Raw genomic sequence first — 12,127 nt, 5'->3', positions numbered from 1 at the left:
AACGGTAGCTTAAGAACTTAGCGCAAATTCGATTCAAAACTCGTCGCCGTTTTTCGTGTCCCGCCAATTTGGACCGCTTAGCCTCGCTTCTGTACAGGAAACGAGACAATGGCCCGCCAAGCAATCGCCTTTTTTTTGGTCCCGATTATCTTTGTGGTGTCTTCGGTCGCCGCGCTCTCCATCGATCTATCCAACGCGGCGTTTGCTCCCTCTGGCGCGACGACCAGCATTCCAGTCGGGCACGTGGAATTTTGTCGGTCTCGTCCGCTCGAGTGTGGACGTAACGAGGCGCTTGTACCCGCCGTTGCCCTAGATCAGGCTCTGTGGACTGAACTGTTGACGATCAACGCCCGGTTCAACGCCGAGGTTCAACCCGTCTCCGACGATGACCTTTACCGCGTCCCGGAGTATTGGACTTATCCGAACGGTGCTGGTGACTGCGAGGATTATGTTCTAGTCAAACGCCGCGCACTTTTGGACGCTGGATGGCCCGCCAGCACCTTGTTGATTGCCGTGGTCAAGCAGACCAACGGGGCAGGACATGCCGTGTTGATGGCTCGGACAGATCGTGGCGACCTTGTGCTTGACAATCTCGCCGGCGAAATCCTGCTTTGGTCAAAGACGCCATATCAATATTTGAAGCGTCAGTCCCAGGCAGACGCCGGCAAGTGGGTTAATCTACTAGACGAGCGTCCCATCCTAGTCGCCGGAAGCGCCGACACCACGGTCGGTGTGGCACAGCCGTGAAATGTTGTCGTCACTCGATGGCTGTATTCCGGGCTTTGTCGATCAGGCTTTGAATCGTTGCTAGATCGGCCGCGCCTCGGAGTATTTCTTCACCGATGACAAACCCCGGAGTGCCGTTGATGCGGAGCGCAAGCGCCAGATCGATATTGCGACTGATTTGTGCCTGAATATCAGCACCCTTCATGTCAATCCGCAGTTGCTCGATATCTAGTCCCGCAGTCTCAGCAGCCGCAATGACAGAGGCTTCATCGGCCGGCCCGCTGCTCTGCATCATGAGCTGATGAAATTCGCTGTACTTACCCTGTCGCTCTGAAGCCAAGGCCGCTTTGGCAGCAAAGACGGAGTTTGGTCCTAGAATAGGGAACTCCTTATAGACGATCCTGAGACCGGGATCGGCGGCCTCCGCCTCCGCCATAACGGACGCGACGTCCCGACAATAGGGGCAGTTGTAATCAAAGAACTCTACCAGTGTGACATCGCCCAAGCGGTTGCCGCCAACCGGAGTCTGTGGATCGCGGAAAAGCTCCTCCCCGCGACTGGACAAGGTATCTTTGTTCTCAGCCAGTTGGGCCAGACGCTGTTTCTCCTCGAAACGCTGCGCGGCTTCCATAATCACTTCGGGATTTGCCAGAAGGTAATCGCGGACTCTGGATTCAAAATCATCTGATGGCTTGGTGCTTACAACAGCGGCTTCAACTTCGGTCGTCCGAAATCCAGGATCGAGCACAAACCAAGCGATCGCTGCGCCAGCCATGCACAGCACGACGACCGCCGCGGCAAGAAACGGCGTTGGGAATCTGCTATTTGCCATTGCTGAAAACCTTCCTTCAGAAACACGAGCGACGTTCGTTTAGCCGGTGGTACAAGCGAATTGAGGACAATTCGAAATACAGCCCGAATTGGTATTCTGCTACTGCCTATCGGTGGATCTCAGGTCCCGCTCCAATGAGATCGGGATGTGATAGTACTCCACGTTTTAGTGAACATCGGCGGTTAGCCCCATTGCCTCCCATTTTGTCTTCTAACAGGGCTCTTTCGGCCTAACTGAAAGTTTGGGAGGAAGGGGAGTTCATCGTGTTGACTTGGCAGAACGTCACCATCGCAATTCTTCTAATCATCGGCATGGCCGTGATCCCTGCCATGATCCTTCTCTTTCCAGTTCATCAAAGTCATCCGCTGGCTCCGTGATCGCGTCGCGCTGGGCCATGAGAGCTGGGGGCTTTGGATACAATCGGTTGAACTTTCTTCTTTTTAGCTGGGTGCAGAGGGCCGCTGGTGGACCATTGTCCGACCCACTAGGAAGCGGTTGCACCGCGGTGCGCTCTTCAACGCGCGTTCCCAGCGTTCCAACAGTCTTAGGCTTCATGGGTCGCTACTTTGCCGCTACAACTGCCTGCAATATCATGTAGTGCGTGGCGGCGGCGATGCTACCCGAAAAACACCCATGCCGACATAGTGGCAATTTGGTCGCAGCCGCTGGAGTAGGGTGCGAAAGAAGCGGCAGAGCGTCGCATTGAACATCTCAACCGCATCAAGACCTCGAACATGTAGGTTGTCGCCCCCAAACCGCCATCAGCGACCGGCCATGCCTTGGAGACATCGGAAGTGATGATCTGCTCGGTGCCATTCAGATCATTCATTCCGCTGAAGAACGGCTCCCATACGGCTTCGATATGCCCCATCTGGTAGGCAGCCAGAATTCTGGACAAGACAAAACCGATCGCTCCCAGCGCAATAATCGGTAACCGCTGAAGGTAGGTCGAAGGAGAATAGCTCCAACCAGCGGGCATGTCGCTGTCGTCCATCATTGCAGCCATGCTCATGCCAGGCATCATCGGCACCAGAATGGCAAACGTAATTGCCAGAGCACCGATCAAGGTGTCATTGGCGTAGCTTGCGGCACTCGGCGCCCAGAACAACAACGGCGCGAACAACAGCCAAATGCCCACCGCGGTTGTCGCCCATGGTGCCCAGCGAAACTGTCGGGATAGTGAAAGCCCTGCGAACAGCATGATCAGCGCGCCGCTGGCAAGATCGCTCCAAGCCATCATGGAACTGCGCAATGCCGGATCCCACAAGTTCCGTTCCCGCGTAACAGCGAGCACCGCTTCAGAGAAATCGGACTGACCAAATCCACCGAAGACAAAGGGACTGGTCAAAAGCCACAGTCCGAGCAGCATATTGAGGAAGTGCACCCAAAGCATGTCGAAATGAATGTTCGCCATGCTGACCTGGTGCGCATGCATCATTTCATGCTGGGCAGCCGGTTCTTGCGATGGTTCTTCGGGTTTGGCTTCGATTGCCTTTTCGGTGATGCGAGCGGCGTTCAGACCATTCGCATGGTACCAGCCCACCGGATCGCGCTTGAGCGCCTCAACCATCTTCGGCAGCGTCTTGTCCACACGTTGCCTTGGACGCCACCCCAGCAAATCCTTGGCGCGCGAGATATCGAGCTCGTAGTGATCATCGGAGGTGTCAACCATCCAGGGCTGGATGAAGTCGTCTTCCTCCAAGATGTTGTTTTCTATCCAAAGCCCGGTTTGCACCAGCGGCTTGGGCAGCGACACGGTGTTCCAATCATCACCATGAACGAGACGGGCAATCTGTTCCTGCAATTGAGCAAACGTAAATGTTGTGGTTTCGCCCAACAGGATAGGCGCCTCTGGCGGCAGAGTGGCCCGACGCTCGATTGTAGCAGCAATGGCGCGGGTGAGGTCCTTGAGATGAAGATAGGGCTGTCCCGTATCGGGATCACCGGGATAGACATGGCCCACAAGTTGCCGCTCGTAGATGCGCGCGATCTGCCGCGACAGGAAGGCCGAATGACACATATCGTCATAGACACCGGCGGGTCGGAGCATCACGGCGGGTATCGAGCCGCGTTGCTCCGCGATGGCGGCTTCGGTGCGCACCTTTGAGGCCCGATAAGGCAATTTGGGGTCGAGCGGCCAGTTTTCGGTGATGGGCTCACCACGGCGCCCCGGCTCGTGCACCAGCATTGTGCTGACAAAAATGAACTGCTCGAGCTGGAAATCCTTGAATGCCTTCAGCAGTCGCTCGGTGCCTTCCACGGTGACGGTGTCATATTTCGGGTCGGTTTCGCCACTCAAGTCAAAATAGGCAGCAAGGTGGACCACCGATGCGATCTTTGTTCCGTAAGCGAGCTTCACTCTCTCGAAGGCAGCATGCACGCTGGCGTTGGAGGTCAAATCGATGCAGATACACTCTGCCTGTGCGGGTGGGTGGGGAGGCATGTCACGGTCAAAGCCGATAACTCGGTATGACTTCGCCAGCATCTCTACGACCGAACTGCCGATGAAACCGGCGCTGCCGGTGACGATGACGACCTCTCTCTCATCCATTTGCTGACTCCTGTTTTACCACTCTGAACGCTTTTGTGCGGCACGCCGATCCCTTCTGACGCATTGGAAAGCAGCAGTGGGTTGAGACTGATTTGCTCGATACGACTTCTGAGCTCGGCGCCATTGAACTTCGCGCTCGGTGAACCTGTTTGCCACCTTGGCTTTTCTGCCCGGTAGCGATGGAGATGGTCCATTGGTCTTCAGTTTAGATTACTGAAGCGGATGGCACCGACGATAATCCCTTACCCGGACGATCCCCCGCCGCTTAGTTCCTAAGTAACAGCAGCCAACAAGTACCAATGATGCGTCCAGCTGATTGGGCAGCGCCATCAGCAGTCAGTCATGTCATTGTCGTTGCCGCTACTGCATTCGGCCATTCTCGGGAACATCGGTGGAATGCCAGAGTTAAGGCCACGCGTCGGAGTGCAACCCTTGGACGTTTGTCGAGTTCTCCGCTTGTTGTTGCTAGAGTGCGACCTTGGCTCACTTTCGAGCTGGGCTGAACCACATGCATCAGCACATTTTCTGAGGAGGTGTGCTCTTTGAGGAACGGACGAACCTGGTCGCCCTCGATCACGTATGCTTGGCGGTTCCTCTGTGGGTCGTTCCTTCCTCCTTGTTCGCCAACTTTGCTAGCGCCCTCCATTTTCAACCACGCCATCTCCTCCGTTGCAGACCTCGGAGACCGGAGGACGAAAAACATGCGGAGGTCGGCCATATTCCAAACAAACGGCATCGAACCCCATATCATTCCCGCCGGCCGATCGGTCCTACGCCGCAAAGCAGCAGTGCAGGGGTCCGATGCCGAAAAGTGACGTCGTCAAGGTCCGGCAGCTCACCCGCTGGCAGCGTATTGGAGTGGCAAGCCTTTTCGTCGCCGGTGCGCTTTTCCTAGGCGGCATCGTCTTCATTCTGTCCGGCATCTACAATATAGGCGCGGCGCGCGAGCATTGGTCGGCTACCAATTTTATTATCACCATCTTGCGAGACCGCTCGATCTCCGTGGCATCAAACGGGGTCGAGGTGCCCAACCTTAATGATTCCGACCTCTATCTCCTGGGTGCCCAGCTCTATGATGGCGGGTGCAACACCTGCCATGGCGTACCGGGCCGGCAGCTCAATCCAGTTTATCGGAACATGTTGCCCCAGCCGCCCGACCTATCCGGCGCATTCAGCGATTACAGCGCCCGCGAACTGTTTTGGATCGTCAACAACGGTCTCAAATATACCGGCATGCCGGCCTGGCCGGGCGAGGGCCGCAGTGATGAAGTCTGGTCCGTCGTTGCCCATCTGGCGAAACTGCATGAGCTCGGGCCGGACAACGAGCCTCGTCAGGAACCAACCCTGCCGGTGGGAAAAGACATTGCAGGGTTAGGCACGTTGCCGCTTGAAAATTGTGTACGTTGTCACGGAGACGGTAAGACCGGCACGGTGAGCGCGCTGGTCCCCCAACTGCAAAACCTGTCATTGCCATACCTCGTGCGTGCCCTCGAGGAGTACCGAGCCGGCACGCGATCTAGCGGCATCATGGAGCCGATAGCTTATGAGATGACGGACGCTGAAATCGAGCGTTTGACTCGATACTATGCGGACCTTCCGAGCGTGCAGTCGCCTGCAGCAGCCTCGCCAGCGTTGCTGGAGCGCGGGCGAGAGATCGCCGAACAGGGCATTCCGGAGCAGGATCTTCCAAGGTGTAGCAGTTGCCACAATGGTACCGATCCGCAGATACCGCGACTCGAGAACCAATCGGCCCGCTACCTGGATAACCAGCTCAACCTCTGGCGCGAGACCAGCTATCGAGACACCCTACCCTATGGTTCTCTGATGGCCAATATCGGTAAGCGGATGACCCAAGACGACGCTCGGGCCGTGAGTGCTTGGTATGCCAGCCTCCCACCTGTGCGAGGTGTCCCGCAGTGAACCTGTTGCTCCGCACATCGATGATCGGCGCAACGGGCATCTCGCTTGGCGCGTGTTCGACCTCGCAATCTGCCCTATCGCCCACTGGCGAACAGGCGGAACGGATCAACACCCTATTCTGGGTGATGACTATCGGCGGCGGCCTGATCCTGCTCCTCGTCTGCATCCTCGCGGCTATCGCGATCTTTGGTGGCAGCCAGTGGCGCCAGCGGCTGGCTGGCGAAAACCTGATCAAGTGGCTTGGCATCGCCTTTCCCGTTGTCGTCCTCAGCGTCCTCCTGACCTATGGCTTTCTGGTACTGCGCGCCGGCGCCACGAGCACGCAGGATGGCGCGGAGAACCTGCGTATTGCCGTTAGTGGCGAACTCTGGTGGTGGCGCGTCACCTATACCGACGCAGACGGGAACCGCATCGAGACCGCCAACGAGATTCACCTGCCAGTGGGCCAGCCGGTTACGTTGGAACTCACCACCGCCGACGTGATCCACAGCTTCTGGGCGCCGAACCTGGCCGGCAAGTTAGACATGATCCCCGGACGCACCAACGAACTGACCGTGACAGCAAAGGTGCCCGGCGTGACACGGGGCCAGTGCGCCGAATATTGTGGCGGCGCCCATGCCTTCATGTCGTTCCATGTGGTCGCTCAGTCGCCGGAAGATTTCACCACTTGGCTGGCTGAAGAAGCCTCCCCCGCCATCGAGCCAGCCGATGCTGTCCTGACCCGTGGCAAGGACCTTTTTCTTGGCACCGGTTGCGGTGGTTGCCACGCCGTCCGCGGCACCGCTGCCACCGGCTCTATCGGCCCCGACCTTACCCATGTGGGCAGCCGCCGGTCGTTAGCGGCAGCCACTCTGCCCAACACAGCCGAAGCCATCGCCGACTTCATCGCCAACAACCAGCACATCAAGCCGGAGAACAAGATGCCGACCTACGCGATGTTCTCCGAAACGCAGTTGCGGGACCTTTCCGCCTATCTCGAGAGCCTGCGCTAACCATGTTCGATTTTGCCAATGCTCCGCTCTGGATGAACATCGCCATCTTCGCCGCTGCGGCGGTGGTGGTGTGGATGGCCGGATCGCGCATCACCGGCTATGCCAACGCGATCAGCGCCAAGACCGGCATCGGCCAGGCAGCGATCGGCATGTTGCTGCTGGGCGGCATCACCTCCCTGCCCGAAATCGGCGCCACAGTGACGGGTGCGGCCACCGGCGCTTCGTTGCTTGCGGTCAACAACCTTTTCGGCTCCATAGCGGCGCAGGTGGTCATCCTCGCGATCGTCGATCTCGTGATCGGCAAGAGGGCGCTCACCTCCGAAATTCCCGATCCGATGGTGATGCTGCAGGGCGGGCTCAACATCCTGCTGATCAGCATAGCGACTGCCGGCATCACGGTCGGTGATGTCGCCATCCTGGGCATTGGCGCCTGGGCCTGGGCCAGTGCGATAGCCTATGGCTTCAGCATCTATTTGCTCTCGCAATCGGAGGGGCGCAAGTCATGGCTGGCTGCGACAGCGGGCAAGCAGGACACCAAGCTCGACGAGCAGCAGGCGGTAGCGCAGAAGAAGGCGAACAAGGAACATGCCGACATGTCCATGCGCACCATCATCGCCTGGACCGTCGGGCTGGCCCTGGTCATCCTGGTTGCCGGTTATCTGCTGTCCCGCACAGGCGATGCGCTGTCGCAGCAGACTGGCTTGGGCGGCAGTGCCGTGGGTTTTGTGCTGCTGGCTTTCGCCACTTCGCTTCCCGAACTCAGCACCTCGATAACCGCCGCCAAGGCCGGGCTCTACACCCTTGCCGTCTCCGACATTTTGGGCACAAACCTCATTAATATCGGACTGATTTTTGTGGTCGACGCGGTGGCGCAGGGTGAGCCCGTGCTGTCACAGGCAGGCACGTTCGGTGCGTTCGGCGCCTTGTTGGGCATTGCGGTCACCACGCTGTTCGTCATCGGCATGGCCGAACGCCGAGACAAAACTGTGTTCCGAATGGGACTCGATTCCCTGGCGGTGCTGATCTGCTATGCGGTCGGCCTCGTCGTCCTCTTCTTCCTGCGGTGAAGGCATGAGCGAACCGACCAATACCGACCTCCCCAATGATGGTCCGCGCCCTGAGGCGGAGCTTGAGGAGCTCAAGCGAATCTGGGCGACACCCAGGGGCTTCCGCCTGTTCACCGCCGTCAACAACACGGTGGTGGGCACGCTCTATATCGGCGCTGCCTTCCTGTTCTTCATCCTGGCAGGCATCCTGGCACTGTTGATGCGAACGCAGCTGGCCGTGGGCGACAACCAGTTCCTCTCCCAGGATCTCTACAATCAGATCTTCACCACCCACGGCACGACCATGATGTTCCTCTTCGCCGTGCCGGCCGTGGAAGCGTTGGGGGTCCTGCTGCTGCCGCAGATGCTGGCAGCGCGTGACCTGCCCTTCCCCCGCCTGTCGGCATTCGCAATCTGGGCCTACATCATCGGCGGGCTGGTGTTCTTCTCCACCATTTTCTACGACATGGCGCCCAAGGGCGGCTGGTTCATGTACCCGCCGCTGACGCTCAAGGAATATTCGCCGGGGGACAATGCCGACTTCTGGCTGCTAGGCATCGGCTTCATCGAAATCTCGGCCATTGCCGGCGCCATCGAGATCATCGTGGGCGTACTGCGCACGCGACCGCCCGGCATGACGCTGGCCAGAATGCCCATCTTTGCTTGGGCCATGCTGATCTTTGCGGCGATGATCGTCTTCGCCTTCCCAGCGGTGATCCTGGCCACTATGCTCCTTGAAATCGAGCGCACTTTCGGCTGGCCCTTCTTCACGGCTGCGCAGGGCGGCGACGCTTTGCTCTGGCAGCACCTGTTCTGGTTCTTCGGCCACCCCGAGGTCTACATCATCTTCCTGCCCGCTGCCGGGCTGGTTTCGATGATGATCCCGACCATGGCGCAGACTCCGCTGGTCGGCTACCGGCTGATCGTCATCGCTTTGATCGCTACCGGATTCTTCAGCTTCGGCCTCTGGGTCCACCACATGTTCACGACCGGCATACCGGGGTTGAGCCTTGCCTTCTTCTCGGCGGCTAGCATGGCAGTGTCGATCCCCTCCGGCATCCAGGTGTTTTCGTGGATCGCAACCATGGCGGCCGGGCGCCAGAAGTTCCGCATAACAGTGCCATCGCTGTTCATTCTCGGCTTTCTGTTCATCTTCGTGCTGGGCGGGCTCACCGGCGTCATGGTGGCGGTCGTGCCTTTCGATTTCCAGGCGCATGACAGCTACTTCATCGTCGCGCATCTGCACTATGTGCTGGTGGGCGGCATGGTGTTTCCGCTCTTTGCTACCTTCTACTACTGGGCTCCTATGGTGAGCAGCCGCATGCTATCCGAGCGGCTGGGCAAGTGGGCCTTCTGGCTGATGTTCATCGGCTTCAACACCGCCTTCTTTCCCATGCACATCACTGGCCTGTCCGGCATGCCGCGTCGGGTATGGACGTATCCGTCCAACATGAGCTGGGACATTCTCAACTCGATTTCCACTGTAGGCGCCTTCATCATGGCCACGGGCGTCCTGGTTTTTATCATCGACCTCATCCGCAATTTCCGGGTCGGTGAAGGCGGCCCGCAGAATCCGTGGAATGCCGGCACCCTCGAGTTCCTGCCCAACGGCGTCTATTCCACCCGCTCGATTCCGCACGTCACCAGCCGTGAACCGCTATGGGACCAGGCCGGCTTGGCCGAGCAGGTCGAGCAGGGTCTTCACTACCTGCCCAACGCGCCGACCGGCGGGCGCGAGACGCTGATCACTTCCGCGATCGAGGCCAAGCCGCAATATGTCCTGCAGATGCCGGGTCCCAGTTGGACTCACCTGATCGCCGCCGCGGGCACAGCGGCATTTTTCCTGCTGCTCACCATCAAGCAGGTGAACATCGCCGTTGCCTGCGGCGTTCTTGCCATTGCCGCCTGCCTGGTGTGGACCTGGCAGCTCGACCGACCCGACCAGGGCGAAGTCCAGGTCGCCCGCAACCTGCGCCTGCCCACCTACATGACCGGCCCGCTCTCCCACAGCTGGTGGGCCATGATCGTGCTGATGCTGGTGGCTGGATCGCTCTACCTGTCCTTCATCTTCTCCTACCTCTATCTCTGGACGGTTTCGCCAGACGTGTGGGCTCCGGCGGGCTCGCCTGCCCTGCCCATACTAGCTTATCCCGCTGCCTCCGCCGCCCTGCTGATCGTCGGCACCGTCCTGATGGTAGTCGCAGGCAAGCGGCTGCCCCGGCCCGGTCATCGTAGTTTGGCCGGCACCGGCCTGCTCGCATTGGCCGCGTTCGCCATGGTAGCCTCGATTGTCATCGAGCTATGGGGGCACCAGGAGACCGGCCTCAACCCGGCTTCGTCCTCCTATGCCGCCATGGTCTACATGGCCTCGGTTCTGCAGGGGCAGATCGCCTTCGTCGTGCTGATCATGTGCCTGTTCGCTGGCGCCCGGCTGGCGACTGCACAACTCGACAACCGGCGTCGCGTCACCTTCGACAATGCCGCGCTGCTTTACTACTACGCCGCAGCGCAGGGCCTCTTCGGACTGTTGCTGGTGCACGGCTTTCCACGGCTTCTTGGGTGATCGGCATGGACGACCGAAACTCTTCCCAGCAGATGATCGGAACCCTGGTGTTCATCTTGACCGGGCCGATCTTGTGGGCCGCCGATCTCACCGCGATCTACGGCGGACAATCTTCGCTTTGTGCCTTTGAGGCCCTTCCCCAGGGTGTCGTCGGGTGGCTAGTGATCGCCACATCCGTGGTGCTTATCCTGGCCGACATCGTCGCGATCGTCAGCCCGCTTCCCCTGTTCAACCTGCTGGTCGGCAGGCCACCGCCGCCCGATCAACGCGACTTCATCCTCGGCGCCATGCGTGGGTTGGGCACTCTCTCGGCCCTTGCCATGCTCTATTTCACGCTGGCCGCAGTCCTGCTGCCCGCTTGCGAACAGTTGCGCTGAACTGGGCGATTGAGACCACCATAGTGCGCCTATTTGTCTCGTAGCTGAGGCGGTTACCTGCCTCTCGCATCGTTGTGATGATGTGATTGCTGCATGAAACCAACGGCACCAACCTTCGATGGAAAATGGCGATCTTGACCCTGGACCTTGATCACTGACTTCCGCGAAGGCGTCAGACGCATAAATGGACTTGATGACTGTCCACCCGCCGCACTTGTCGGAACTGAACCACCGTTGAGTGGGTTCGTCCCATAGACCCCTCCTAGGGGTACAGTTTCCACGATTGCGAACTCACCGCCGGCGAGGTGAATACATGAATGAATTTTGGATCGTCGCCGGGCTTGCGCTGCTTCCCGGTTTCGGAAATTTAGCCGGCGGAATGGTTGCGGAGTTCGGACGCACAACCCCACGGCTTCTCAACTTGGCCTTACACGCTGCCTCGGGAATCGTGATCGGTGTCGTAGCGATCGAGCTCATTCCAGAGGCGTTGAACAATATCGCAGGCTGGTGGATTGCCCTCGCCTTTGCTTCGGGAGGGTTACTGTACGTAGGCGCTGAAGCCATGATCGACCGAATGACGGTTGGGAAGGGTCGCGGAAGCAGTGCCATGTGGATGATCTACGTCGCGGTCGCTGTTGACCTCTCCGGCGATGGTCTGATGATAGGCTCGGGGTCCGCCGTTGCTACATCCCTTGCAGTTGTACTAGCTGCAGGTCAGGTTCTGGCCGATTTCCCTGAGGGGTATTCGGTGGTGGCCAATCTGCGTGAAAAGAATGTGCCGCGAAGGCTCCGCATAGCCGTTTCCATATCTTTCCCGCTCTATTGCCTGGGCATGGCGCTCGTCGCCTGGTTCCTTCTCCAAAACGCACCGGAGGAGATAAAGTATGTAACACTGAGCGCCATCGCGGGCCTCTTGTCCGTCGCCGCCGTCGAGGAAATGCTGAAGGAGGCGCACGACGCCAAGGCGGACTCACGGACATCTGCCATCGCATTCGTAGCTGGGTTTACACTTTTTGCGCTTGTTTCGGCCGGATTGGCGACGGCCTTGGGAACCGAAAGGAATCTGGAGCAGTCATCGACCAGCCCCAGTCAAGTTCAGCAGACCGAGAACAGTTAGGGT

The 12,127-nt window shown here is 58.9% G+C and carries 9 protein-coding genes; 7 read left to right on the top strand and 2 right to left on the bottom strand.

Annotation, left to right across the window (positions count from 1 at the left end):
* Positions 1 to 108: 108 nt before the first annotated feature.
* Positions 109 to 747 carry a transglutaminase-like cysteine peptidase gene (locus tag IE127_RS19135; protein ID WP_189427404.1) on the top strand — a complete coding sequence of 213 codons (639 nt, stop codon included), beginning with the start codon at positions 109 to 111 and terminating at the stop codon, positions 745 to 747.
* A 10-nt stretch (positions 748 to 757) separates the two neighbouring features.
* On the opposite strand, the gene IE127_RS19130 is transcribed toward IE127_RS19135, so the two are convergent.
* Entirely contained in the window at positions 758 to 1,558 is an 801-nt protein-coding gene (locus tag IE127_RS19130; protein WP_244640366.1) for a DsbA family protein, read from the bottom strand.
* 616 nt (positions 1,559 to 2,174) lie between these two features.
* Entirely contained in the window at positions 2,175 to 4,109 is a 1,935-nt protein-coding gene (locus IE127_RS19125) for an NAD-dependent epimerase/dehydratase family protein (protein ID WP_189427403.1), read from the bottom strand.
* A gap of 801 nt (positions 4,110 to 4,910) precedes the next feature.
* Between IE127_RS19125 and IE127_RS19120 the strand changes: the two genes are divergently transcribed.
* The 6 genes from IE127_RS19120 to IE127_RS19095 all read left to right on the top strand — a co-directional run bounded on the left by IE127_RS19120 (position 4,911) and on the right by IE127_RS19095 (position 12,124).
* Positions 4,911 to 6,029, top strand: a complete 1,119-nt coding sequence (locus IE127_RS19120; protein ID WP_189427402.1) for a c-type cytochrome — start codon at positions 4,911 to 4,913, stop codon at positions 6,027 to 6,029.
* A gap of 20 nt (positions 6,030 to 6,049) precedes the next feature.
* Entirely contained in the window at positions 6,050 to 7,021 is a 972-nt protein-coding gene (gene coxB / locus IE127_RS19115) for a cytochrome c oxidase subunit II (RefSeq protein WP_189427440.1), read from the top strand.
* 2 nt (positions 7,022 to 7,023) lie between these two features.
* Positions 7,024 to 8,088, top strand: a complete 1,065-nt coding sequence (locus IE127_RS19110) for a sodium:calcium antiporter (RefSeq protein ID WP_189427401.1) — start codon at positions 7,024 to 7,026, stop codon at positions 8,086 to 8,088.
* Positions 8,089 to 8,092: 4 nt separating this feature from the next.
* On the top strand, positions 8,093 to 10,630 hold the full coding sequence (ctaD, locus tag IE127_RS19105; RefSeq protein ID WP_189427400.1) for a cytochrome c oxidase subunit I: 2,538 nt from the start codon (positions 8,093 to 8,095) through the stop codon (positions 10,628 to 10,630).
* 5 nt (positions 10,631 to 10,635) lie between these two features.
* Positions 10,636 to 11,007: a hypothetical protein gene (locus IE127_RS19100; RefSeq protein ID WP_189427399.1), complete on the top strand. Its 372-nt coding sequence runs from the start codon at positions 10,636 to 10,638 to the stop codon at positions 11,005 to 11,007.
* Between the two features lie 313 nt (positions 11,008 to 11,320).
* Positions 11,321 to 12,124: a ZIP family metal transporter gene (locus IE127_RS19095; RefSeq protein ID WP_210310557.1), complete on the top strand. Its 804-nt coding sequence runs from the start codon at positions 11,321 to 11,323 to the stop codon at positions 12,122 to 12,124.
* The last annotated feature ends 3 nt before the right edge of the window (positions 12,125 to 12,127 follow it).

It is taken from the genome of Devosia pacifica, assembly GCF_014652635.1.
Taxonomy (GTDB): domain Bacteria; phylum Pseudomonadota; class Alphaproteobacteria; order Rhizobiales; family Devosiaceae; genus Devosia; species Devosia pacifica.
The sequence above is the reverse complement of the archived record's forward strand: the minus strand, read 5'-3'. Positions and strand labels throughout refer to the sequence as shown.